A 23,303-nucleotide genomic window follows, 5' to 3' on the forward strand; every position below is an offset into this window, starting at 1 on the left:
CCAGGCCGTGAGCGCGTCCGAACCCATCGCCCAACCCGCCGCCCATGCGCGGCCGGGTCGGGCATGGCGGCCGTTCGCGCTCACGGCGCCGGCGCTCATCCTGCTCGTCGCGGTGATCGGGTATCCGCTGCTCACCATCGTGCTGCGCAGCCTGTCGGAACCTGAGTGGGGGCTGCAGAACTATGCCTGGTTCTTCGGCGCGCCGGTCAACCTGACAGTGCTGCAGCGGACTTTCGTCATTTCGGCCTGGGTGACGCTGGTCTGCGTCATCGCGGCCTATCCCTATGCCTATCTGATGACCGCGGTCGGGCCGCGCGTCCGGCTGGTGCTTGTGCTTTGCGTGCTGATCCCGTTCTGGGTGAGTGGTGTGGTGCGAACGTTGTCATGGGTGATCCTGCTGCAGGATTCGGGCGTCATCAATTCGTTGCTGCGCTCGGTCGGGTTCGGCGGCGTCAAGCTGATCCGCACCCAGACCGGCGTGGTCATCGGCATGGCGCAGGTGCTGTTGCCGTTCATGATCCTGCCGCTCTATTCCGTGATGCAAGGCATCGACCTCAGGCTGATGCGTGCGGCGCAAAGCCTCGGTGCGCGGCCGTCGCGCGCGTTCTTCACCGTCTATCTGCCGCTGTCGCTGCCCGGCGTCTATGCCGGCGCGATCATCGTCTTCATCCTGTCGCTCGGCCTTCTACATCACGCCTGCTTTGCTCGGCGGCCCGCGCTCGACCATGCTGTCGACGCTGGTGCAGACGCAGGTGCTCAGCCTGCTGCAATGGGGCAGGGGCGGCGCCATGGGCGTCGTTCTGCTGGTCACCACCTTCGTGCTGCTGGCGCTGGCAGCACCTGTGATGCGGTCCAGTCATCGGGAAGCGGGGCGGCGCTGATGGAGATGAAGCCGCTCACCCGCGTTCTTCTCGGGCTCGTCTGCCTGCTGGTGGCGATATGGCTGGTGGCGCCGACGCTGGTCGTGGTGCCGATGTCGTTCAACGAAAACAAATCGCTGGCGTTTCCGCCGCAAGGCTTTTCCTGGCAGTGGTACCAGAATTTCGCCACCAATCCGGACTGGTCGAACAGCTTCCTGAACTCGCTGAAAGTCGCCTCCATCGTTGCCGTCCTGGCAACGGTGCTCGGCACGCTTGCCGCCTTCGGCCTCGACCGCATGAAGGCGCGGCCGGCGAACCTTTTGCGTATGCTGATGCTGACGCCGATGGTGGTGCCGGGCGTGGTGCTGGCGATCGGCATCTATGCCGTCTATCTCGACACGCAGCTCGTCGGCACGCTGCTCGGCTTCGTGCTGGCCCACACCATCCTTGCGCTGCCCTTCGTGCTGATCGCGGTCTCGGCCAGTCTCGAAGTGTTCGACCGCCGGCTGGAGACAGCCGCCGCGAGCCTGGGCGCCGGCGCACTGACCACGTTTCGCACGGTGACGCTGCCGCTGATCGCGCCGGGCGTGCTCTCAGGCCTGCTGTTCGCTTTCGCCACCTCGTTCGACGAGATTGTCGTGTCGCTGTTCATCACGAACCCCTATCTCAAGACATTGCCGGTGCAGATTTTTGCCTCGATCACGCGCGACGCCGATCCGACGGTGGCGGCTGTCGGCACGATCCTGCTTTTCGCGACCACGATCCTGATCGGCGGCGGCATGCTCCTTCTTGGCCGCGAGCGGAAAGGACGCCAATGAATCCGAAGCCGACAAGCAAGGGCGCGGCGATCGATCTCGAAGCGATCAGCAAGGCCTATGGCGGCTTCAAGGCGCTGGACGGCGTGTCGCTGCGCATCGAGCCCGGCGAGTTCGTGACGCTGCTCGGCCCCAGCGGCTCGGGCAAGACGACGACGCTCAACGTGATTGCCGGTTTCACCGATGTCACCAGCGGCAAGCTTCTGGTCGGGGAAAAAAGCGTCGTCGGCGTGCCGGCGCACAAGCGCAACATCGGCGTCGTCTTCCAGCATTACGCGCTGTTCCCGCATATGAGCGTCGGCCGCAACGTCGCCTATCCGCTGACGCTTCGCGGCGTCGACCAGGCGACGAGGCAGACACGCGTGGCAAGGGCGCTCGACATGGTCAAGATGGGCGATTTCGCGCATCGCTATCCCAGCGAATTGTCGGGCGGCCAGCAGCAGCGCGTGGCGTTGGCACGCGCCATCGTCTTCGACCCGCCGCTGCTCCTGATGGACGAGCCGCTCGGCGCGCTCGACAAGAAGCTGCGCGAATGGCTTCAGCTCGAGATCAAGCGCATCCATCGCGAACTCGGCACCACCTTCGTCTATGTCACGCACGATCAGGAAGAGGCGCTGGTGCTGTCGGACCGCATCGCCGTGTTCAACCGCGGGCGCATCGAGCAGGTCGGCACCGGCCGCCAGCTCTATGACGAGCCGGCAACGCTGTTCGTCGGCCGCTTCATCGGCGATTCCACCGTGCTGCGCGGCAAGGCGCGCAGCGATGGCAACAGCACCGCGCTGAGCATCGCCGGCGAGACGGTGACGGTACCGCGTAAGCTGTCGGGAGAAGCCAGTCCGGTGATGCTGCTGCGTCCCGAAAAGCTCGCGATCCGAAGAGCCGGCCAAAGTGCTGCCAATGGCGCCAACCGCCTGTCGGGGACGATCGCGGAAGCCATCTATCTCGGCTCGGAATCGAAATACGAAGTTAAGCTCGCCGACGGCTCGGCCGCGATCGTGCGCTCACCACTGACCGGCGAGAGTTTTGGCCTCGGCGACAAGGTCGAGCTCTGCTTCGACGGCAGCGATGCCAAGCTGCTCGCGGACGACGCAAGCGCCGACACCACACTCACCTGATTCCATCTGGCCTGATCCCATCTGGCCTGATCCCATCTGAAAGTCATTCCATGCAAGCCAAGCGCAACGGCGACATATCGTTCTGGTATGCGGATCTGGGGGCGGTTCCCGTTCCGCGCCCGTCCTTGCCTGGAAACATCGAGGCCGATGTCGCCATTGTCGGCGCCGGCTATACCGGCCTGTGGACCGCCTACTATCTGAAAAAGGCGAAGCCATCGCTGCGCGTCGTGATCGTCGAGCGCGAATTTGCCGGCTTCGGCGCTTCGGGGCGCAATGGCGGCTGGCTGTCGGGCGGCTTCAGCTGGTCGCGCGAAAAATATCTCAAGACATCGAGCCGCCAAGGCGTGATGGCGATGCAGGCGGCGATGGCAGGCTGCGTTGATGAAGTGATCCGGGTCGTGACCGAGGAAGGCATCGACGCCGACATTCGCCGCGTCGACAATCTGACGGTGGCCACCAACGCAGCGCAGTTGGAGCGCGTGCGCGAAGAATGCGAGACGATCCGTTCCTGGGATGTCGACCCGAACCGCGTCGAGATGCTGGACGCCGCCTCAACGCGCACGCGGATCAACATCCGTAACGTCATGGGCGGCTTCGTCGTCCATGGCCAGGCGCGGGTGCAGCCGGCCAAGCTGGTGCGCGGGCTTGCCGATGCCGTCGAGCGGCTGGGCGTGCCGATCTATGAGAAGACGACGGTGACAAGCATCGCCAAGGGCAGCGTGACGACAGACCGCGGTACGGTGCAGGCGGAGACGATCATCCGCGCGACCGAGGGTTTTACATCAGGCATCCCCGGCGAGGAGCGGACCTGGCTGGCGCTCAACAGCGCGCAGATCGTGACTGAGCCGCTGCCTGCCGACCTGTGGCGCGACATCGGTTGGGAAGGGCACGAACTGCTCGGCAATGCGGCGCATGCCTATTGCTATGCCCAGCGCACGCGTGAGGGACGCATCACGATGGGCGGACGCGGCGTGCCTTATCGCTACGGCTCGCGCACCGACGTCAACGGCCAGACGCAGCAGGCCACGATCGACCAGCTGCACACGATCCTGACGACGCTCTTGCCGCAGACCAAGGGATGCCGCATCGATCACGCCTGGTGCGGCGTGCTCGGCGTGCCGCGCGACTGGTGCACCACGGTCGGCCTCGATCCCGCGACCCGCATCGGCTGGGCCGGCGGCTATGTCGGCCTCGGCGTGTCCAGCTCCAACCTTTCGGGGCGCACGCTGGCTGACCTTGTTCTCGGGGCAAACACCGAGCTGACGAAGCTGCCCTGGGTCAACCGCAAGGTCAGGCCATGGGAACCGGAGCCCTTCCGCTGGCTGGGCGTGCATTCGATGTACCAGCTTTATCGCATTGCCGATGGCCGCGAGGCGGCAGGGCTTGCGCGCACCTCGAAGCTGGCCGCGTTGGCCGACAGCATCACCGGCCACTAAAGCCATTTGTTCTCACGCAATTCCGGGGCAGACCCCTTTCCTGGAATTGCTCTTATCCATGGAGCTAGACTTGATCGATCTTTCGACCTTCCACGATCTCGCCAAGGCCGAGATCGGCGCGTTCTCTCCTAAGCCAAGCTCGATTGAAGGCGATCAGGTCGAGGCCGTGCGCTCGTTCTTTCAATCGCCTGACGGGACTGTCGATGTCGGCATCTGGGAATGCACGCCCGGCCGCTTCACCGCCGATCGTTCGGACTCGTCGGAGATCTGCCACATCATTTCGGGGCGCGTGGAACTGAGCCGCATCGATGGCGAGGTGCGGGAACTCGGTCCGGGCGATCTCCTCGTCCTGCCGCAGGGCTGGAAGGGCGAGTGGCTGATACGCGAGACCACGCGCAAGCTCTACATGATCCAGAGCGCCGGCTGACCGGCGCTACGGCTATGGCGAGCTCAGTGGTCGATCGGCCCCTTCGGCGAGACCAGCGCGGTGCCGGCGGTCGTCGGGCGCTCGATCAGGCGGCGCACGCGCGGCGGTTCGTCGCCGCTGTGCAGCGCCCGCACCCGCTCGCCGACGACGGCGTCGGCATGGGTGGCGCGCCGGTTGTGGCGGATGTATTCCAGCCAGGTCGGCGTGTGGTAGTGTTCGATCCAGACTGCGGGATTTTCTAGGTCCCGAGCCAGCGTCCAGTTGCGGGCGCCGTCGCGGCGGCGGATGCGCCCGCGCTCGGCCATGGTGGCGAGGAATTCGGGTACATCTTCGTCGCGGATAATGTACTCTATCATGATGGCGATGGGGCCGCTGCGCGGCTTCAGGTCGAGGCCGAGATGCGGCTCCTTGAAGCGGTTGAGCGGGTCGAGGTTGAGAGTCGTCTGCTGCGGCAGCGGCAGGAACAGGCCGATGGCGCCGCCAACAAGCATCGCGATGGCCGCCGCAATCAGCGCGGTTTCGGCGCCATGCGCATCGGCAACGACGCCCCAGATCCAGCTGCCCAGCGCAATGCCGCCGAAGGTCGCCGTCTGGTAGACCGACAGCACCCGGCCGACGACCCAGCGCGGCGTCGACATCTGCACCGTGACGTTGAAATGCGACAGCGCGATCACCCAGCAGGCGCCGCCGATGAGCAAACCCGCCGCAGTCTGCCAGGCATTGAGGCTGATGGCGGCATTGAAGGCGCAGACGGCAAAGCCGGCGAAGGCCATCCGCACCATCGTCTCGCTGGACAGCAATTGTCTGAGACGCACGCTTATCAGCGCGCCGCCGACGGCGCCGATGCCGAAGGCGCCGAGCATGATGCCGTAGGTCAAGGCATCGCCCTTGACGACGTCGCGCGCCACCAGCGGCAGCAGCGCCAAAACCGCGCCGGCGCTGAAGCCGAAGGCGGAGCCCCTGACCAGCACCTTGCCGATGTTGGGCGACATGGCGACATAGCGCAGGCCGGCGCCCATGGCGGCGCCCAGCGTCTCGCGCGGCAGCGTCGAGACCGGCAGCTCCGGCTTCCAGCGGAAGAGCACGATGATGAGACCTATATAGCTCAGCGCATTGGCGGCGAACGCAGCAGCCGCACCAGCGGCGGCAACGATGATGCCGCCGATCGCCGGGCCGACGCTGCGTGTCAGGTTGAAGCCCAGTGAATTGAGTGCAACCGCGGCCGGCAGCTTGTTGCGCGGCACCATGTCGCCGACCGATGCCTGCCAGGACGGGTTGTTGAGCGCCGTGCCGCTGTCGATTAGGAAGGTGAAGGCAAGCAGCGTCCACGGCGTCATCCAGCCGTTCCAGGTGAACAGCGTTAGAAGTGCAGAGACGACCAGCATGAAGATTTGGGCGATCAGCATCACCTTGCGCCGGTTGAAGCTGTCGGCGATGGCGCCGGCGACGAGTGCAAACAGCATGATCGGCAGAGTGGCCGAGGCCTGGACCAGCGCCACCTGATAGGGCGACGTGGCGATGGTGGTCATCATCCAGGCGGCGCCGACGCCCTGGATCAGGCCACCGAAATTCGACACCAGGCTGGCCGACCAGACGGCGCGGAAGATGCCGTGCCGGAACGGCGCCAGCGCCGAAACGCGTTCGCTGTCCGGCTCGTCATCGATCATCAGACCTGTCCCACCTTAACGTGCTGGTTTCGTCCGCGGGGACGACAATCATGGCATCCGTTTGAAATAGAGCACGACATCCAAAAGGGCGAACGCGTCTTCGAAAAAGATCATGGTCCAACAACAGGATAGCAAGGCGAAAATACGTCAGCCGGGAATGGTCCGCTACCCAGAGCGATGTTCTCATTGGTCCACTGCGCGGGGCTGTCGGCCGCGCGCGAAGTCAGCTTCTGTCCCGGGCAGCGGTATGCAAGGCTTCGGTCAGCGTGCCTGTCGTCTCGCCGCCGGCGTGAAGGCGCAGGAAAAGCTCCATGCCGACAAGCCGCAGCCTGGACGGTTGCTCGCGCCGCGCCAACTGGACCATGTCCTCCAAATTCGCGGCGGGCCATTTCAAGGCATCGCGCAGGAAACCGCCGCGTAGCAAAGTCTCCGTGCCGGCCGAAAATTGCGACGACATCTCGAAGCCGATCTTGCGCGCCTGGACGTTCTGGCGCGGAATATGCTTTTCAGCGACCTTTCGCAAAAGCCATTTTCCTGTTTTGTCGCGGTATTTCTGCCGCCTCGGCAAATGGATGGCGAAGTCGATCAGGCGGTTTTCCAGGAACGGGACCCGCAGTTCCACGGACGCCGCCATGCTCAGCCGGTCGTGCCGGTGCAGGATGTCCTGCAGATGCGAATAGAGGTCGTAGAGGCAACAACCGAGAAAGGCGCGATCCGCGGGCGGCATAACCGGCTCCAGGCGGTCGAAGATCTCGGTTTGCAGAAAATTCAGCTCCGGCGACAAAGCACGCAGGACCATGCTGCGATCCATTTGTGAGTGGCTTCCAGCCGAGACCTTGTAGGGGGCATGACGCTGTTGCTCGAATCTCCGGTCGAGCGAGCGCTTCGAATGGACCAGGCGCCGGGGCCACGACCAGGAACGCCACTTCTTCATGCTCAAGGCCTGCAAGGGGTAGCCGCCAAACAATTCGTCTGCGCCTTCGCCGGTGAGCAGCACCTTGACGCCATCGGCCCGGCATCGTTCGGCAAGCGCCAGCAGTGCGACATGGCTGGCGTGCCAGCCATCGCTTTCAAGATGCCAGATTACCCTTGGCCAAAGTTCGAAAAACCGGTTCCTGTCGACCGGCACCCGGCGCAAGGGCACGCCGACATGGCGGCCGGTGCGTTCGGCGTCTTCGGCCTCGCTGTTGCCGAGCTGCGGGTCGACGACATAACCGTGGACTTCCGGCCTGAACCGCTTTGCCAGCGCCGTTATCAGGCCGGAATCGACACCGCTGCTGCAGGCGGTGGCAACGCTGGTATCGGCGATGCAGTGAAGTCCGACGCTGTCCTTGAGCAACGCCTCGAGCGTCGCCATGTGTTCAGCATCAGCGGATGCATCGCCGGTAATGCGCGCGGTCTCCAGCACGTCCAGCACATGCCAGAAGCGGCGCTTCTCGATAACGCCATCGGTGATCTTCCACAGGCCGGCGGGCGGCAGGCGCTCGATGCGGTCGAACAGGCTGTAGCTGGAATCGCGGCTCTGCCAGGCAAGCCGCAAGGTGATCTCGCGGCTGTCGATGTCGCGCGGAAAACCGTCGCAGGCGAGGATCGCCTTGTCCTCCGAGGCGAACAGGATTCGCTCCGGCGTGTCGGCCACCGACATCGGCTTGATTCCAAGACGGTCACGCGCAAGCCACAGCGCACTGCTGCGAGCGTCGAAATAGGCGAAGGAAAACATCCCGTCGAACAGCGGCACGGCTTTTTCGGGACCCCAGTGATGCAAGGCTTCGAGAACCACTTCGGCATCGCAGATGGTTCGAAAGACGACGCCTTGCGCCTGCAGCGTTTCGCGCAGCGAGCGGTAATTGTAGACCTCGCCATTGTAGACGAGAACGCCATTGCCGGAAGAAGTCAGCATCGGCTCACGGGCGGCGGGCGAGGGATCGATGATGGTCAGTCGGCGGTGACCGAGGGCCAGCCGATTGTTGTGCCAGCTGTCATGATCGTCGGGGCCGCGATGTACCAGCGCCTGCATCATGCTGGCGACATCCGACAGGTCGTTGGCGTCGATCGGGTTTCGTTTGCGCCAGACGCCGGCTATTCCGCACATGGCCTGCCGGTGAGTTCTGCCTGAGTCATGGCCTGCAATCTAGCCGGAACACAGCCGCCTGCAAGCGCTGCCTAGAACCCGTTTTCAATGCGCTCGAAAATGACGTTGGTGAAGGCCGAGATCTGGCTGCCGATGAACGGACCGGTCAGCGCCACGACCAGCATGATGGCGACGATCTTGGGCACGAAGGTCAGGGTGATTTCCTGGATCTGGGTCAGGGCCTGGATCAGGGCAATGCCGATGCCGACCACCATGGCGACCAGCACCACCGGCGCGGAAGCAACAAGCACCGTCCATACCGCGTACTGGACGATGTCGAGTGCGTCGGCCTCGTTCATGTGAGCGCGCCTCTATGGAACTGTCTAGCTGGCCGGCTTTATCGAAACGCCCGCGCCGACCGGCACTTCGGTGCCGTTCTGCAACACGGCGATCACGCCGTTGCTTGCAAGCTTGACCGAGGCCACGACGCCGGTCGTCTTGCCGTCGGCCGAGGTGATCGAGCGGCCGATCAAGGCATCGGCCTGCGACAGCGCCGACGACTGCATGATCTGGTCGAGCTTGGTGTTGGTCTGCACCGATTGCTCTACCTGCGAGAAGGTGGCGAGCTGGGCTACATACTGTGTCGAATCCATCGGTTTCGTCGGATCCTGGTTCTTCATCTCGGCGATCAACAGCTTCAGGAACGACTGGTAGTCGACCGCTGTCTTCGACGTCTGCTGGGTGCCCTGGTTGGCGCCCGTGGGGATCGTCGTCGTCATGTCCACATTCATCAGTATTGTGCTCCCACGGCCAGCGGGCGCTTCGCACCCTGAACATCGTCATTGCCGCCAAGTGCGCGGCGTTCGAGCGGATAAAGCGCACGGATAGCCTTCAGCGCTTCATAGATATGGTCTTCGCCGACCATGCGGTCGATCTGCTTCAGCGCGCCACTGATCTGCTCATCCTCGAAGCTTGCCAAAAGCAAGGGCAGCGAGCGGCGGAACATGGCGCGCGCCTCGATGGCGCCGGCCGGGTTCATCAGCATCACCTGCAGGATGAAATAGAGCTGCTTGAGCGGCGTCAAGGCATCGTCGGCCTGGATGACATGGTTCTCGAGCAGGAACTGTACGTCGTTCATCAGCTCGACGGTGACCTTGCGGTCGACGCGGATGACGGCGCCGTTGATGTAGATCTTCTCGTTCGGCTTCAGCGATATCTTCAGCGTGTTGGTCATTGAATGCCGTCCCGGATGATCTGGGACACTTCGATCAGCCCTTCGAAATTGTCGGTGCGGCCCTGGCGGATGTCCTCGGCCTCGCGCAGCAGCCACAGGCCGATGGAGATGAGGTTGGCGCGCAGTTCCTTGGGCAGGACATTGTCGCTGGAACCGAGATCCTCGACGAAGGTGGTCCAGACCCGGTTGGTGAAGTGCAGCGCTTCGACCGCCTCCATCGAGGTGTGGCCGACCGCCGCCGCCGCCGCCAGCATTTCGATCGAGCGGGTCAAAAGCTGCCGCTCGCGATCTTTCGCATCGGCAACGGAGTCGGTCTGGATGTCGGCGTAGGAGAATTGGTACATCGTTTGGCTCTACCGTTGCGGTTGAGATTGTCAGGTCAGGTAGTTCAGCAGGCTCATCTGCTGCAGGCGCGCGGTCAGCGCGAAGGACGTCTCGATATGCTGCGTCAGATCCGCGACGCGGGTGGCTGCCTCGGCGGGGTCGACGCCTTCCAGATCAAGGATATGGCGCTCGAACAGGTCGACCTGCGTCTTCATGCGGTCGCTGGCGTCGGAGACCCGCTTCTCGGCAAGGCCGGTCTCGGCCTGCAGTTGCCCTAGCCCGCCCAGCGCCTCGCCGACCATCGCCTGGGCGCGGCCGACAACGGTGGTCTTCGCCGCCTGGCTGATATTGCCGGAGAGCAGGCCGGTGATCAGGGCGGAAGCCATGGCGAGCTTGCGGATGCTGTCGTCATTGGCGCTGGCCGAGGTTTGGGTGGTTTCGCCCAGCGAAATGCGGCTGACGATCTGCTGGTCGGTGGCGTTCGACCAGTTGGCCTGCCAGCCGGAGCCCATGAACTGCGGCAAGACATTGCTGGTGATGAAGCCGTCCATCTGGGCGGCGGTGATGTTGGCAGCGAGCGGATCGGCCTGCGTGAAGCCGAAATACGACGAGAAGGAAGCGTCGAACGCCGCCTTGGCCGGCGAGCCCGCGGCGGTGAAATCGTCGATCGGCTTGACGTCGGTGTTGGTGCCGGCAAACAGATATTCGCCGTTGACGCTGGCGTTGAGGATAGAGGTCATCTGCTGCACGGCGGCCTTGCCGGCTTGCTGCGTGATGGTGCTCGAGGAATTGCCGGCGGCGGTCAGCGCGGTCAGCAAATTCTGCGCAGTGTCGGAAAGCTGGCCAAGCGCAGCCTGCGTCGAGGACAGCCGCGCGGTGACCAGCGAATTGGAATCGATGATGACGTTCAACCGGTCGAGGTCGCGCGAGAAGGTGACCGCCTGCGAGGTGCGCGCGCCGAGCGCCAGACCGACATCGGCGACGGTGCCGGTCGTCGATTCCTTGGTGGCTTTGACCAGTTCGGCCTGCATGCGCATCTGCTGATAGCGCGCGGCGTTGGAGAGGGCGGCTGATGAGACGGATGTGGCTTTCATGGCTTATCCTACGGCATCGAGCAGGGCCGACAGCATGTCGTCGACGGTTTTCATCATGCGCGCCGAGGCCTGATAGGTGTGTTCGAGGTCGAGCAGCAGCGACATCTCCTGGTCGACATTGACGCCGGTGTCGTTGGACAGCGCCTCGGCGGTGCGCGATGCCAGCGCTTCCTTGGCGTCGGCGTTGCTCGAGGCCTGCTGGCGCTGGCCTTCGAACCAGCCAATGGCATTGGCGGCGTAGTCGGACACGCTGGACGTGACGGTGATGCCGGCCGCAGCGTCGAAAGGCATCGGCTTGTCGAGCTTGTCGCCATAGCCGATCAAGAGCTGCGAATAGGAGGCGTTGCCGGCAGTGTTGGCGATATAGGCCGCACCATTGGCGCCGCCGTCGCGCAGCAGCACCGGATTGCCGCCGACGCTCGAGTCCATTGCGGCGTTGACCTTGATCGAGCCGGCAAGCCCGTCGATCAGCGTGCCGGCGGCCGGAATGGCGGGCGCACCCGACCAGGTGAACAGGCCGGTTCGGTCGGGCTGCGAAGGTGCTGTTTCGGCAAAGGCGGTGATGAGGCCGCGCGCCACTTCGTCGAGCTGGCTCTGCATCGTCGCCGCGACGCCGTCGCGCAAGGTGATGAGCCCGGCGAGCTTGCCGTCGGCGCTGGTGTTGCCGCCAGCCCCGGCGCTGACCGGCACATTGTCGATGTAGATGGTGTTGCCTGGTGTGCCGGCCGTGTAGCCCGCCGACGGGGTGAAACTTACCGAGCGCGGAATGGTCTCGAACAGTGTCGTGCCATCCTTGGTGGTGATGACCATGTCGTTGTCGCCACGCGTGAAGGTCGACACCGGCACATAGTCCGCGATCTTCTTCAGCAAAGCGTCGCGCTGGTCGAGCGCGTCGGATGCGTCGGTACCCGAACGGGTTGCGGAGATGACCGCCTTGTTGGCGTCCTGGAACTGACTAAGCAGCGAGTTGAGATCGTTAACCGCCGTTGATATCTCGCCATCGGCCTGGGTGCGGAAATCCTGGATCGCGTTGGTGCCGTCGTTCAGAGCGCGCACCACCTGCTGGGCCGCGTCGATGACGCTGGAGCCGAGGTTCTGGTTGGATGGCGTAGCGGCGTAAAGCTGCAGCGCGTTCTGCAGCTTGCCGATCGCGGTCGAGGCAGAGGAGGCGTTGTCGACGCCGTTGACGGCAACGGCGAGGCGGTCAATTCCGCTGTAAAGCGTGCTCTGGCCGCTCCATGCCGATTGCGCGCTAAGGTTCTGGCGAAACAGCAGGGCGTTGGTGGCGCGCTGGATCTCGACCGAGCGGGCGCCGGGCGCGCTGCTGACGACGACCGCCGTGCGGCGGGCATAGTCGGGGTTGCTGGCGTCGGCAATATTGCGGGAAAGGACGCTGGTCTGCTTCGATGTGGTCTGAAGCGACTGTTGGGCTATGGTCAATGCGGAAGTCAGCGACATGCGGGTCTTTCACGAGGCCAGTGGGGAGGGGATGACGTCTCTGCCCTGTCGGCGGCGTCGGCGTTCGGAAACCTGCAATTCCAGACCACCCCGGCCGGTTTGCCGGTGTGGCCTTGAATTCGAAATCCGCGCACCGCGCTGCTCTGGTTTGGGTTCATTCCCCTGGCGCCCGTCGTTTATCTCTTCAGGTTGACAAGGACATCCATGAGGTCGGAACCGGTCTGGAACACTTTCGAGTTAGCGGTGTAGCTGCGCTGCGCCGCGATCATGTTGGTCAATTCCTCGGCGATATCGACGTTGGAATTTTCCAACGCGCCGGAGATGATGCTGCCGAGCTTGCCTTCATTGGCGAAGCCGATGCGCACGGTGCCGGAGTCGGTGGACTGCGCATAGACATTGCCAGGCAGTGCGGTGAGGTTGTCGGCGCTCTGGACGTCGGCCAGTGGGATCTTGAACAGCGGCTTGGTCGAGCCGTCCTGATACTGGGCGTAAATGACTCCGTCCTCGCCGATCTGGATCTTTTCGATCGTGCTGGGCGCGTTGCCGTTGACCTTGGCTTCGGAGACCGTGAAGCCGGTGCCGAGCTGAGTCAGCTTGGACAAATCGAGGTCGAGCGACGCACCGCCCGGTACGGGGATGGTAATCGAATCGACGGCGCCGGTGAGTTTGCCGGTGGTGGTGTCGAAGGTCAGGTTGGCCGTGGCCAGCGCGCCGCCCGTATAGGGAAAGGATGTGCCCGGCGTCGCCTGGGACTGGTCGAACACAGAGACCGACCAGGTGCCGGTCCCGGTGTTGGTGAAATAGAGGTCGAGCAGCTTCTTGTTGCCGAGATTGTCGTAGGTGACCATCGAGGATTTCGACGTGTATTCCGCCGTCGGGCTGTTGGTGGACGGCAGCGGACCGGCGGGCGGCGTGGCGCCGGCCGGCAGATTGGCGTTGAAGTTGCCCGCGGTGCTGGGCGTCGCGGTCATTTCCTGGTCGGAGATCTGGACCGGCACCAGCCCTTCGAAACCGTTGGCGGTGGCAGCCGGTGTGCCGTTGGCGTAGCTGTAGGCCATCAGCTGGTAGCCGGCGGCGTTGACCAGTCTGCCCTGAGCGTCGGGAACGAATGCGCCGGCGCGGGTGAGGAAAGGCGTTCCGCTGGGGTCCTGGACGACGAAGAAACCGTTGCCGTTGACCGCAAGGTCGGAAACCGAGGTCGTGTACTGCAGCACGCCCTGGGCGCTGATGGCCGAGCGGATGGTGGTGTTGACGCCGCCGGAATTATAGGCGCCGCCGACCTGCGGCATGATCAGCGTCGAAAACTCGGCCGAGGATCGCTTGTAGCCGGTGGTGTCGGAATTGGCGATGTTGTCGGCTGTGGCCGAAAGGCGGTTGGCCTGCGCGTTCATGCCGGAAACGCCGGTCCGCATCATTCCGTAAAGGCTCATCGAACGTCTCCTCAATGCCCAACATCGTTGGGCCCATCTGTGGTCGCGAGGATATAATTTCTGTCTTGCGCGAGGCTGGCGCAGACCGCCATCAGAACACCAGCCGGTAGCCAAGGAAGCGCTTGGAATCTATCGGGTCCTGGCCGAGCTTTTCGCGCAGCTTCTTGCGCAATTTGGAGATGTGGCTCTCGACGACGTTCTCCTCGACCTCTTCGTCGAAGATGCCGTAGATGGCGTTGAAGACCTGGGTCTTGGTGACGCGGCGTCCGCGGTTGCTCGCCAGATATTCGAGGATGCGGCGTTCGCGGCGCGGCAGAGGCAACGGCTGGCCATCGATCTCGGGATCGCGGCCGTCCATGAAGATGCGCATGGCGCCGATCTCGGTGTAGCTGACGTCCTCATGGGCGCGGCGGCGGATGGCGGTGATGCGGGCCAGGATCTCCCGGATATGGACCGGCTTGCGTATGACGTCGTCGACACCGCTCTCGAACAGCCGCAGCGTATTCTCGAGCGAGTGCTGTTCGCTCAGCGCAATGACCGGAGCGCCGGTGCGGTCGCGGATCTGGCGTGGCGAGATGGCGCCTTCGCGGCAGTCGCCAATGAGGAAGGCTCGGACCGATCGCAAATCCGTGTCGGCGGCCGATGTCACCCACTCGCCGAATTCACCGGACGCGAAGCCTGCACAGGCAACGCCCTCACGATCGAAAAGTGAATTGTAGCCTTCAGTTACGAGCTCTCGCTCGTCAACGATTACAATCATCGGCCCCGCCCCCGAATCAGATCATCTGCCCCGTGGGAAGAGCCGTAACCGGTGCCGGGAATCCTGAACAACCATCATTTCTTGTAGCTATTTTCTTGGGAGTTATTTCGAGTTTCGAAATAACCGCAATCAGGAGGTTGTATCGTTGGTTGCCGAACGGGTGACGTGGCACGTCACCCGCCGGGCGTGGATTTGCAGCCGTTCGCAAGAGATGATTCACCTAAGGGTTGCAAAAGTTGCGGGCGTTCGGGGTCCATTTGCCGAAGCCGGTGGCGACCATATTGGCGATGACGCGGCAGACATAGAATTTCTGCGCGGGGTCATTGTCGGGGCCGGCGTGGTAGCGGGCGACGGCCATCGACCAGCTGACATGACGCGCATGCAGGCTGGCCAGGAAGCGCGCGGCATAGTCGACATTCTGGCGCGGGTCGAGCATGTCGCCGACGCTGCGGAAATGCGCGGCGTGATAGTGATGGTTGATCTGCATGCAGCCGAGGTCGATCAGCGTCTTGCCCTCACGTCGGGCTGCTTCGAAGGCGGCTAGGGCCTCAGTGCGGCTCCTTGGAAATACCGCTTTTCCCTCTATATTCATGACGTTAGGTTGCAAGCTACCCTTCTTGCCGGTCTCGGTCAGCCCGACCGCATAGAGGATGCCGGCGGGCACGCCATAGCGGTCGGCGGCACGCAAGATCTCGGGCTCGCAAGGGTTGGTGGCGGCGGTGGCCGGCTTGGTGGCGAGGCTAGATAAACATATCGTCGCCAGCGCGCTCGCGAGCAGGCGCGCCAGCGCGGCCGAATTCCTGGGCATCATCATTGCGGCTTCTTCCCGACTGCTGGCCGCCCGAACCCGTATTGTTGCCGCTCGAGTTTCCGGGCTGAAAAGCGGACTGGTCGCGGCCTTGCGGCATATGCGAGTTCGCTGCATCGCTGCGGGCCGCTGCGTGGATCGCTATCGAGGGTTGCAGGATGGTGACCTTGTCGACATCGAAGCCGAGCCCGCGCAACGACTTCACGATGGCGTCGCTGTCGGTGGCGAGACGGCGGTAAGCCTCATGGGTTTCGGGCTTCAATTCTATCGAAAGTTGTTCTCCGGAAAGCCTGAGACTGGCGGTGACCATGCCGAGCTCTGCCGGGTGAAGCTCGATCTTCAATATATGTGTCGGAACGGCAACAGAACCGGCCGTCTGGGCGGTCGTCGACGGCGTCGAAACCGCTTGCCGCAGGCCGCTATCCGAAGCCAGCGCGTCGATAAGCGCCGAAGTCGTCTGGTTCATCGGGCTTTGCGCCGGGGCCGGGAAACTCTGCTCGGCGACAATGTCGACGCGCGCAGCGAATGGCGGCTGTTTTCCCTGTGTGGACGATGCCGCGGAATGGGCTCCATCGACGGACTTCGCCGACGGCGCGGACCGTTTTGCCTCGGGTGCCGAAACGTCGCTTGCCGTCTGGTCCGCCGGTAGAGGAGGCGTCGGACCATCCTGATGCGGCAGTTTGCCGGACTGGAGCCCGATCGCGGGCAGCTTTTGCCCCTGATCCCGTGCTGATACGCTGGTACCGGTCTTGGCCCGTTCGGATCGCGTCGTCGTGTCGAGTCTGTCGTCAATGCCGGAAGCTGCGCGGTGTCTCTTCAGAGGCGACGTCTGTGCAGAAATGGCCTCGCCAGCGGGCGCCGGTTGCCCAGTCTGTCCATTCGTCGCGATGCCGTTCCCGCTTGTCCGGACCGTTGAGAAATGCCTGATATCGTGCAGCGCCAGCACCAATGGCAAATGATCCTGCAGCGGTCCTGCATCCGCGTCTCGTCCGGCCACTTCAGCGTCGTTGGATGGTTTGTCCGGGCGACTATCGGCATGTTCTTTTGCGGCCTTGCCGGCAGCGGATTTCGTCCCCGTCTTGCCAGACTGGGTGTGTGGGATTTCGCTTTTGCCGGGACCGGCAGGGCTGCGTTTGGCCCAATGCAGCTCGTGCGACGCGGCCTCAATTGCTCCCTGGCCTATCGGTGTCGGCGCATCGTCGTCGCCGCGCACCATGTCGCCGAAGCTTTTGTCGCCACCTTTGGCGTTTGAGGCCGACTGCTTCGATCCGGCGTGCGCGGGAGCCGGCAGGGCCTGGCCAACATTGGTGGTCATTTCGGGGCTGCTCCAAGCATCTGGTCGATCAAATCGAGCTGGTGACGCGTCCTCGCCATGGCGGCGTCGGTGGGATCGGTAGGCTCTACTGCGGCGGGGGCCGGCACCGATGCCGGCACGACCGGAGCCGCATCGCTGGCCGAGGCGACTGCAGGCGTTTCCGCCGCCTTTGCCTCTGGCGTGCTCGGTGCCTGCGCGGCCGGCTCACTTGCCGCCTTCGGTTGGTCGGTTGCGGGCTGTTCACTCGACGTTGTGGCGGCTGGCTGTTCCGGCATCGCGCCTTCGACCGGCGGCAGCTCTGGCTCGTCGGGTCTTTCCACGGCCGCGGTCTTGACCGGCTCCTGCCTGGCCGCGGCAGGTGCGGGCTTTTCGGCAGGCAGCGGCGCCGGCGGGGCGATGACTTCACCCGCCACGGCCTGCGCGGCATCGAGCAGGTCGCGGTCGCTTTGCGAAAGCTGGTTGCGATCGATCTTGTCCAGCTTGGCGCGGACCTCGCCGATGGTGCCGGACGTTACCGTGGACAGGCTGGAATAGAGCTGGGCGCGCGGATCGTCCTGATTGTGGATGCCGTCGCGGCCCCGTTCAGCCCTGGCCGAGGCAAAGGCGGAGAGATCGGCAAAGCCGTCGATCGCGGCGCGGCGGGCGATGCGCAGATAGATCACCTTCTCGCGTTCTGGATCCATCATTGCGGTGATGTCGGCGAGCTTGTCCTGGCTGATCGCCATGTGCAGCGTGATGACGCCGGAGACGAAGGCGTCGGCGAACTGGCTGGCATAGGGCGAATAGAGGTAGTCTTCGACGTATTGGGTTGAGGCAAGCGCGAAACGCGCACCGTCGCCTTGCGCGGCGGCGATGCCGACCGAGCGGCGCAGCGCTGCTTCCTCGACCAGCGTGCCGGGGCTGAGCAGGCGAGCATCGTCGAGCAGCGCAAGCGCGCTGACCGGTTGCTCGGTGGCGAGAAGCGAGCCCTTGACCAGCGCCAGAAAGGCACCGACATCGGGGGGCAGGGTCATCGGATCGATCGGCTTCAGCGCCTCGATCGCAGCCGCCTGCCGGCCGTTCAGATAATCGACAATGCCCTTGGCGATGGTCAGGCTTTGCGGGTCGGTCTTGGCGCGCGACACCGCCGCCTCGACGGTGACGGGGTTGCCGCCACTCATGCCATAGACCAGCAAGGCGCGAAAATTCTTCGGGTCGCTGAAATCATCTGCGTCCGCCGCGCGCAGCCTTGTGTCGGCCATTTCGAGCAGCTTGGCCTGCATCGGCAGCGCGGCGTGATCGCCGGCGGCGATGCGGTCCTGCACAAGCTGCAGCGAGCGCACCAGCTGATAGGGCTGCAAGCCGTCCTCGGCGAAGGCCGATGGCGGATGGACAGCGCTCAGCAGCAGCAGCCCGACGGCGCGGCCGATGATCGCGGCGCGCCTCATCCGTCGGTCGCCATCAGGATTTCGATGCGGCGGTTCGCGGCCGCCATCGGGTCGGCTGCAATTTTCGGCTCGCGATCGGCGAAGCCGGCGACCTCGGTGATGCGGCGCTCGTCGACGCCGCCGCGCACCAGCATGTAATAGGCGGAATGGGCGCGCGCCGTGGACAGCCGCCAATTGTCGTAAGTGTCGCTGCGGAACGGCCGCGCGTCGGTGTGGCCGTTGATGCTGATCGTGCCTTTCTGCTCGTTGACGATGCGGCCGATCTTTTCCATCGCCAGCACCAGTTCACGCCTAGGCACAGCCGATCCGATCTCGAACATGCCGAAATCGAACTGGTCCGTGATCGAAATGACGACACCCTTGTCGGTGGCTTCGACGGAGACGCCATCATGCAATTTGTCGCCTGGCTTGAAGGCCTCGGCCAGTTCCTGCTTGACCTGCGCCGCGGCTCTAACAGTGGCGGCCGTCGGCGCTTTTTCTGCGGCTTCGGGTTTGGGTGCGGGTTGTGCTTCGGCGGCTTCGGCCTTTGCAATTTCGGCCTTCGCTGCTTCAGCCTTGGCCTCTGCTTTGGCTTCAGCCTTGGTCAGCGGCTTATCGGAAACGGATTTCGCCAGCGGCTCGAGCGGCGCCGCGGCCACTGGCGGCGCGGCCGGCACGGCCTTCACCTCCGCCACTTGCGTCTGTGCCGCCTTGTCACCCGGCTTCAGGGGATCGCCTTCGATCTTGGTGCGTTCGGCGGTGGCTTCGGCGCCTGGTGCAGCCACCTGCTGCGACCAGAAATCCGGCGCGAACGGGTCGCGGTAGGATTGGCCGCCGGATGCGCCGGTAGCCGGGCCGGACGCCTGCGCGCCGCCATCGCCCTTCTCGCTGACATTTTGCATGACGCCGGTGTCGGTGGCGATTTCCGACAGCACAGCATAGGGATCGGCAAACAGATGCTCGTCGGAAAGATCGGTCTTCGGCGCCGATTCCTTCGATTGCTTCTTGTCCGAGGTGCCGGCGCCGCCGATGCCGTCCTGTCCGGCCTTGCTGGTCTTGTCCCGCGGGTCGTCGGCCGTCAGCCCGACCTTGCTCGGGCCATCGCCGAGGTCTTCGAGGCCCTTGCGGCTGGCGTTGCGATCGACCAGCTTGACCGGATTGAAGTAGCTGGCAACGGCCGCCTTGGTCTGCTCGTTGGCGGCGTTGATCAGCCACATGACGAGGAAGAAGCACATCATGGCGGTCATGAAATCGGCAAAGGCAATCTTCCAGACGCCGCCATGGTGGGCGTCGTCGTGGTCGTCGTGATTGCGCCGCACGATGATGATCTCGTGCCTGGCGTCTGCGGCCTCGACAACGCTCATGACGTCCACTCGTTCATAATAGGGCCCCCGCTCATGATAGGGCCTCCGACAAGGCGGCCGACCATTCGGCAATGCGGGTTTCGAACACCGCCTCGTCAATGGAGACGGTAAGGTCGAAGCCGGGCGCCTCGATGAAATCGAGATTGGCCGCGCGTGGGCCGAGCGAAGCCTTCAGCGTCTCGAACAATGACAGCGGTCCGCGCACGGCGATGCGCACCGCCTCGCTGTCGCCGACGGCTTCGCGGATCGTGCCGGCAAGGGCTTCCAGCGAACGCTTCTGCAGATCGTCGCTGACAAGGCCGCCAATGATGCGCGCAATGGTGGCGCCGACGAGGTCGCTGACCTTGGCCTCCATGATCTCGATACGGGCAGTGACGACCGCGCCGAGATCGCCGCCGAAACTTTCCAGAAAGGCCTTTGCTTCATCGGCATTGGCCTGTCTCTGCGCCTCGAGCGCTGCCTGGTGGGCGATGGCAAGGCGGGCTTCAAGGGCGGCTTCGGCATCGATGACCGCTTCGGCGATCAGCGCGCCGATGTCGGCCTGCGGCGCCGACGTCTCCGGCCTTGGCTCGGCCATGGCCGCGAGCGAGGGCTGGCCGGCACGCTGGCTGCGTGCGCCGAAATCCGGCAAAAGGTCGAAAAGCGCTGCCGAGGCCATGGTCTATACCGCTGCTTCCTGGGCCGCCCATTTGCGCAGGATCTGCGCGGTGCGCTCCTCATTGATGTCCACCATGCGGGCAAGCCGCTCCTGCGGCGCCGGCCTGATCTTCTGGCGAAGATCGTCGAGTGGAGTCGGGCCGGGGCGGCTGCCGGGCAAGGCAGCCGGCGCCGGTTCGGCGCTGGCGGCTTCGGGTGTCGGCAGTGAACGCTGGACGTCGTCGAAGCTCGGACCGGCAAGTGCCGGCGTCGGCCGCGCGCTCAGCGCGGTGGCCATTGGCCTCAGGCCGAAGAAGGCGACCAGGAACACCACGACGATGAACGCGCCGGCATTGATCATCGTACCGGCATGGGTTCCGATCGACGCCATTATGCCCGGCTGCTCGACCGCCTCGCCGTCGAGCCCGTCGATGAACTCGACCGCCGAGACATCGATGATATCGCCGCGCTTGTCGTCGAAGCCGGTGGCCGAAGCCACCATCTTCTGGATGTCGGCAACGCGCTTGGCGATCTGCTCGGGCCTTGCGTCCTTGCCGAGGATGGTCATCAGCCGCTGCTGATTGACGACGACGGCGATCGACATCTTGGTAACGGAATAGCCGTTCGATACTGTGGCGATCTTCTTGGAGTTGATCTCGTAATTGGTGATCTCCTCCTTGCGGTCGTTCGCCGATGACGTCTGCGGACCATCGGTGCTGGTCGCCTGGGTCTCGGGCAGGTTCTGCTCGACGGTGGCCGGGGTCGAGGCCTGCCTCTGATTGCTGTTTTCGTTGGCGCGCACCGACTGCACGGAACGCTCGACGCGCGACTCCGGATCGAAGATCGTCTCTTCGGTCTGGCGGGTGTCGGTATTGACGTCGGCTTTGACGCTGGCGCGGAAATTGTCGGGGCCGAGATAAGGCGTCAGCGCGCGGCGGATGTTGTCGCCGATCTGCGCCTCGACGGTCTGCTCGACGCCGAGCGTGCGGGCAGCACTTGTGTTGGAGGGATCGTCGCCGGCGGCGAGAAGATTGCCGTTGGAATCGAGCACGGTAACCTTGTCGGCCGACAGGCCCGGCACGGCGGCGGCGACGAGATGGCGGATCGACATGGCGCTCTTTTCAGCATCGATGCCGGAGTAGCGGATGACCACCGAGGCGGAGGGCTGCTGTTCGTCGCGGCGGAAATTGGCGCGCTCGGACATGACGATGTGAACGCGGGCCGCCTTGATGCCGGATATCGACTGGATGGTGCGGGCGATCTCGCCTTCCAGCGCGCGCACGCGGGTGATCTGCTGCATGAAGGAGGTCAGCCCGAGCGAGCCGACATTGTCGAACAGTTCGTAGCCGGCATTGGCGCTGGTCGGCAGGCCCTTTTCGGCGAGCAGCATGCGCGCCTGCGCGGTGGTGCCGGCCGGCACCAGCACGGAGGTGCCGTCGGAGCCGACGTCGAAGCCGATGCCGGCCTCGCCGAGCACCAGGCCGATCTGGTTCACGTCGGAGCGATCGAGCCCGACATAGAGCGTCTCATAGGCAGGGCGGTTGAGATAGACCGAGCCGATGCCGATGACGGCCATCACCAATGCGGCAATGCCGGCCAGCATGGCAAGGCGCCTGACGCCAAATGCCCTGAGATTCGAGATGATGCTCTGGATCTGTTGCGGCACGATTCAAGCGCTCCCAGCATGATATTCCGTGGGAACACTAGACCGCGAAGCTTGTGCGAAGATGATAGAGCATGTCGCCCGGAAGTGCAGCGGTTCCGTGTCAACGACATGCGTCAAAACACAGCCACAAAGCGAAAGGGGCGCGCTGTCGGCGCGGCCCTTCAATTCAAGAAGGAGAAAGCCGGGTCAGGCTTACTGCTTGAACAGCGCCAGGATCGACTGCGAGTTGCCGTTGGCGATCGACAGCGACTGGATGCCGAGCTGCTGCTGGACCTGTAGGGCCTGCAGCCGCGTCGATTCCTTGTTCATGTCGGCGTCGACCAGCGCGCCGACGCCCTTGTCGATCGAGTCCGACAGGTTCGACAGGAAGCTCTTCTGGGTATCGATGCGCGACTTGGCGGCGCCGAGATAGGCAGCGCCCGTGGACAGCTTGGCAAGCGCCGTTTCAAGGGCGCCAAGTGCGGTGTCGATGGCTGCCGGAAGGACCTGGGTTGTGCTGGGATCGAAGAAGGTCGTCGCCAGCAGAGCGCCGACGATGCCGCCGGTGCCGGGAAGATCGAGGACCTGCGTGTCGGCCGCCTTGACGTCGATGGTGTCGATGGCGACGGTCGTGCCGGTGCGGTTATAGGACGCGACGATCTTCAGGTCGGAGGTCGCGGCAGCGTCGTTCTGCAGCAGGTTCGAGCCGGCATAGGAGGCGTTGGTGACCGACGACTTGATCTGGTCCTGGATAGCCTTGATCTCAGTGGCGATCTTCTGCTGGTCGTCCTTGCTGGCGCTGCGTGCAGTGACCAGCTTGGCCTTGATCAGGTCGACCTGGTCCTTGATGTCGGTGATGGCGGTGTAGGCGGTGTCGACCTTGCCGGCGCCGAGGCCAAGCGCGTCCTGAACGGCCGAAAGCGCCTTGTTGTCGGACTTCATCGTGGTGGCGATCGACCAGTAGGCGGCGTTGTCGCTGGCGGTGGCGACGCGGTAGCCGGTCGAAATGCGCGACTGAGTGGTTTCAAGCTGCTTGTTGGTGTTGTTCAGGCTCTGCAGCGCGGTCAGAGCCGAAGCGTTCGTCATGATGCTAGCCAAGATATTTACCCCTTTTCAAACACTGGCGTGTCCCGCACACGCCGGATCAACTTCATCAAGGGGGTAGGCATAAGCCCATCGACCGTATGGTCTGCCCGCCATGGAATGGTTAACCATGACTACCGGGATATGGTTAATGGCCTGTTAAACCAAGCCATTCAGGGCGCTGGCCAGAAGCAAAAATCGGCCGCCATTTAGGAAGAAAATCAACAGCCGCAAAAAGAATCGGGGGGCCCGGGGTGGGGGGCGCCCCCCGGGGGGGTGGTAGTTAAATGGAGATATAAACCCCCGCAGGGCACCAGGACACCGAGCGAGGTGTGGTGGGGGGGGGCGAGCGGCG

Annotated in this window: 21 protein-coding genes and 1 pseudogene; 5 read left to right on the forward strand and 17 right to left on the reverse strand. The window is 64.1% G+C overall.

From position 1 onward, the window contains the following. Positions 1 to 7 precede the first annotated feature (7 nt). The 5 genes and pseudogenes from NKJ80_RS27350 (at position 8) to NKJ80_RS27370 (ending at position 4,653) form a co-directional block, all read left to right on the forward strand. A pseudogene (locus NKJ80_RS27350) lies at positions 8 to 881 on the forward strand (ABC transporter permease). Then, the gene (locus tag NKJ80_RS27355) at positions 881 to 1,678 is read left to right on the forward strand and encodes an ABC transporter permease (protein WP_023695739.1); all 798 of its coding nucleotides are present in this window, start codon (positions 881 to 883) and stop codon (positions 1,676 to 1,678) included. The pseudogene NKJ80_RS27350 and the gene NKJ80_RS27355 overlap by 1 nt, the downstream one beginning before the upstream one ends. Further along, the gene (locus tag NKJ80_RS27360; RefSeq protein ID WP_352498660.1) at positions 1,675 to 2,790 is read left to right on the forward strand and encodes an ABC transporter ATP-binding protein; all 1,116 of its coding nucleotides are present in this window, start codon (positions 1,675 to 1,677) and stop codon (positions 2,788 to 2,790) included. The genes NKJ80_RS27355 and NKJ80_RS27360 overlap by 4 nt, the downstream gene beginning before the upstream one ends. Positions 2,791 to 2,840: 50 nt before the next feature. Continuing rightward, positions 2,841 to 4,226 (forward strand): NAD(P)/FAD-dependent oxidoreductase, encoded by a 1,386-nt coding sequence (locus NKJ80_RS27365; protein ID WP_352498661.1) that lies wholly within the window; start codon positions 2,841 to 2,843, stop codon positions 4,224 to 4,226. A 58-nt stretch (positions 4,227 to 4,284) separates the two neighbouring features. After that, positions 4,285 to 4,653 carry a cupin domain-containing protein gene (locus NKJ80_RS27370; protein WP_081725355.1) on the forward strand — a complete coding sequence of 123 codons (369 nt, stop codon included), beginning with the start codon at positions 4,285 to 4,287 and terminating at the stop codon, positions 4,651 to 4,653. 23 nt (positions 4,654 to 4,676) lie between these two features. Here the strand turns inward: NKJ80_RS27370 and NKJ80_RS27375 are convergent, their stop codons facing one another. The 17 genes from NKJ80_RS27375 to NKJ80_RS27455 form a co-directional block, all read right to left on the reverse strand. Beyond that, positions 4,677 to 6,320: an MFS transporter gene (locus tag NKJ80_RS27375; protein WP_023671898.1), complete on the reverse strand. Its 1,644-nt coding sequence runs from the start codon at positions 6,318 to 6,320 to the stop codon at positions 4,677 to 4,679. Positions 6,321 to 6,543: 223 nt separating this feature from the next. After that, positions 6,544 to 8,412 (reverse strand): asparagine synthase (glutamine-hydrolyzing), encoded by a 1,869-nt coding sequence (asnB, locus tag NKJ80_RS27380; protein WP_352498662.1) that lies wholly within the window; start codon positions 8,410 to 8,412, stop codon positions 6,544 to 6,546. A gap of 71 nt (positions 8,413 to 8,483) precedes the next feature. Further along, positions 8,484 to 8,750, reverse strand: coding sequence for a flagellar biosynthesis protein FliQ (gene fliQ, locus NKJ80_RS27385; protein ID WP_023671896.1), 267 nt, complete (start codon positions 8,748 to 8,750; stop codon positions 8,484 to 8,486). Positions 8,751 to 8,774: 24 nt separating this feature from the next. Further along, the gene (gene flgD, locus NKJ80_RS27390) at positions 8,775 to 9,182 is read right to left on the reverse strand and encodes a flagellar hook assembly protein FlgD (RefSeq protein ID WP_023671895.1); all 408 of its coding nucleotides are present in this window, start codon (positions 9,180 to 9,182) and stop codon (positions 8,775 to 8,777) included. Further along, positions 9,182 to 9,625: a flagellar biosynthesis repressor FlbT gene (flbT, locus tag NKJ80_RS27395; protein WP_023671894.1), complete on the reverse strand. Its 444-nt coding sequence runs from the start codon at positions 9,623 to 9,625 to the stop codon at positions 9,182 to 9,184. The genes flgD and flbT overlap by 1 nt, the downstream gene beginning before the upstream one ends. Continuing rightward, positions 9,622 to 9,969, reverse strand: coding sequence for a flagellar biosynthesis regulator FlaF (gene flaF / locus NKJ80_RS27400; RefSeq protein ID WP_023671893.1), 348 nt, complete (start codon positions 9,967 to 9,969; stop codon positions 9,622 to 9,624). Before flaF ends, flbT begins: the two co-directional genes overlap by 4 nt. A 30-nt stretch (positions 9,970 to 9,999) precedes the next feature. Continuing rightward, positions 10,000 to 11,043, reverse strand: a complete 1,044-nt coding sequence (locus NKJ80_RS27405; RefSeq protein ID WP_023671892.1) for a flagellar hook-associated family protein — start codon at positions 11,041 to 11,043, stop codon at positions 10,000 to 10,002. Between the two features lie 3 nt (positions 11,044 to 11,046). After that, the gene (gene flgK / locus NKJ80_RS27410) at positions 11,047 to 12,501 is read right to left on the reverse strand and encodes a flagellar hook-associated protein FlgK (RefSeq protein WP_023686357.1); all 1,455 of its coding nucleotides are present in this window, start codon (positions 12,499 to 12,501) and stop codon (positions 11,047 to 11,049) included. A 176-nt stretch (positions 12,502 to 12,677) separates the two neighbouring features. After that, positions 12,678 to 13,931, reverse strand: a complete 1,254-nt coding sequence (locus NKJ80_RS27415) for a flagellar hook protein FlgE (RefSeq protein WP_023691731.1) — start codon at positions 13,929 to 13,931, stop codon at positions 12,678 to 12,680. Positions 13,932 to 14,022: 91 nt separating this feature from the next. Beyond that, positions 14,023 to 14,691 carry a response regulator transcription factor gene (locus tag NKJ80_RS27420; RefSeq protein ID WP_023683295.1) on the reverse strand — a complete coding sequence of 223 codons (669 nt, stop codon included), beginning with the start codon at positions 14,689 to 14,691 and terminating at the stop codon, positions 14,023 to 14,025. A gap of 220 nt (positions 14,692 to 14,911) precedes the next feature. After that, positions 14,912 to 15,499, reverse strand: a complete 588-nt coding sequence (locus NKJ80_RS27425) for a transglycosylase SLT domain-containing protein (RefSeq protein ID WP_502902233.1) — start codon at positions 15,497 to 15,499, stop codon at positions 14,912 to 14,914. Beyond that, entirely contained in the window at positions 15,432 to 16,814 is a 1,383-nt protein-coding gene (gene fliK, locus NKJ80_RS27430) for a flagellar hook-length control protein FliK (RefSeq protein ID WP_023695746.1), read from the reverse strand. Before fliK ends, NKJ80_RS27425 begins: the two co-directional genes overlap by 68 nt. Then, a complete protein-coding gene (locus NKJ80_RS27435) occupies positions 16,811 to 18,241 on the reverse strand; it encodes a MotC family chemotaxis protein (RefSeq protein ID WP_023695747.1) in 1,431 nt (476 codons plus the stop codon). The genes fliK and NKJ80_RS27435 overlap by 4 nt, the downstream gene beginning before the upstream one ends. Then, a complete protein-coding gene (locus NKJ80_RS27440; RefSeq protein ID WP_023683299.1) occupies positions 18,238 to 19,584 on the reverse strand; it encodes a MotB family protein in 1,347 nt (448 codons plus the stop codon). The genes NKJ80_RS27435 and NKJ80_RS27440 overlap by 4 nt, the downstream gene beginning before the upstream one ends. 31 nt (positions 19,585 to 19,615) lie before the next feature. Next, positions 19,616 to 20,242: a hypothetical protein gene (locus NKJ80_RS27445; protein ID WP_352498663.1), complete on the reverse strand. Its 627-nt coding sequence runs from the start codon at positions 20,240 to 20,242 to the stop codon at positions 19,616 to 19,618. A gap of 3 nt (positions 20,243 to 20,245) precedes the next feature. After that, positions 20,246 to 21,886, reverse strand: a complete 1,641-nt coding sequence (gene fliF, locus NKJ80_RS27450) for a flagellar basal-body MS-ring/collar protein FliF (RefSeq protein WP_352498664.1) — start codon at positions 21,884 to 21,886, stop codon at positions 20,246 to 20,248. A gap of 192 nt (positions 21,887 to 22,078) precedes the next feature. Then, positions 22,079 to 22,963, reverse strand: coding sequence for a flagellin N-terminal helical domain-containing protein (locus NKJ80_RS27455; protein ID WP_352498665.1), 885 nt, complete (start codon positions 22,961 to 22,963; stop codon positions 22,079 to 22,081). Positions 22,964 to 23,303: the final 340 nt, after the last annotated feature.

Source organism: Mesorhizobium sp. M0030 (assembly GCF_040323695.1).
GTDB lineage: Bacteria > Pseudomonadota > Alphaproteobacteria > Rhizobiales > Rhizobiaceae > Mesorhizobium.

Bases quoted from the DNA above. Each gene is read 5' to 3' on its own strand.
- NKJ80_RS27365 (WP_352498661.1), top strand. From the start codon at position 2,841: ATGCAAGCCAAGCGCAACGGCGACATATCGTTCTGGTATGCGGATCTG.
- NKJ80_RS27360 (WP_352498660.1), top strand. From the start codon at position 1,675: ATGAATCCGAAGCCGACAAGCAAGGGCGCGGCGATCGATCTCGAAGCG.
- fliK (WP_023695746.1), bottom strand. From the start codon at position 16,814: ATGACCACCAATGTTGGCCAGGCCCTGCCGGCTCCCGCGCACGCCGGA.
- flgD (WP_023671895.1), bottom strand. From the start codon at position 9,182: ATGAATGTGGACATGACGACGACGATCCCCACGGGCGCCAACCAGGGC.
- NKJ80_RS27435 (WP_023695747.1), bottom strand. From the start codon at position 18,241: ATGAGGCGCGCCGCGATCATCGGCCGCGCCGTCGGGCTGCTGCTGCTG.
- NKJ80_RS27375 (WP_023671898.1), bottom strand. From the start codon at position 6,320: ATGATCGATGACGAGCCGGACAGCGAACGCGTTTCGGCGCTGGCGCCG.
- flbT (WP_023671894.1), bottom strand. From the start codon at position 9,625: ATGACCAACACGCTGAAGATATCGCTGAAGCCGAACGAGAAGATCTAC.
- asnB (WP_352498662.1), bottom strand. From the start codon at position 8,412: ATGTGCGGAATAGCCGGCGTCTGGCGCAAACGAAACCCGATCGACGCC.
- NKJ80_RS27440 (WP_023683299.1), bottom strand. From the start codon at position 19,584: ATGAGCGTTGTCGAGGCCGCAGACGCCAGGCACGAGATCATCATCGTG.
- flaF (WP_023671893.1), bottom strand. From the start codon at position 9,969: ATGTACCAATTCTCCTACGCCGACATCCAGACCGACTCCGTTGCCGAT.
- NKJ80_RS27420 (WP_023683295.1), bottom strand. From the start codon at position 14,691: ATGATTGTAATCGTTGACGAGCGAGAGCTCGTAACTGAAGGCTACAAT.
- NKJ80_RS27445 (WP_352498663.1), bottom strand. From the start codon at position 20,242: ATGGCCTCGGCAGCGCTTTTCGACCTTTTGCCGGATTTCGGCGCACGC.
- fliQ (WP_023671896.1), bottom strand. From the start codon at position 8,750: ATGAACGAGGCCGACGCACTCGACATCGTCCAGTACGCGGTATGGACG.
- NKJ80_RS27355 (WP_023695739.1), top strand. From the start codon at position 881: ATGGAGATGAAGCCGCTCACCCGCGTTCTTCTCGGGCTCGTCTGCCTG.
- NKJ80_RS27415 (WP_023691731.1), bottom strand. From the start codon at position 13,931: ATGAGCCTTTACGGAATGATGCGGACCGGCGTTTCCGGCATGAACGCG.
- NKJ80_RS27370 (WP_081725355.1), top strand. From the start codon at position 4,285: ATGGAGCTAGACTTGATCGATCTTTCGACCTTCCACGATCTCGCCAAG.
- flgK (WP_023686357.1), bottom strand. From the start codon at position 12,501: ATGTCGCTGACTTCCGCATTGACCATAGCCCAACAGTCGCTTCAGACC.
- NKJ80_RS27405 (WP_023671892.1), bottom strand. From the start codon at position 11,043: ATGAAAGCCACATCCGTCTCATCAGCCGCCCTCTCCAACGCCGCGCGC.
- NKJ80_RS27425 (WP_502902233.1), bottom strand. From the start codon at position 15,499: ATGCCCAGGAATTCGGCCGCGCTGGCGCGCCTGCTCGCGAGCGCGCTG.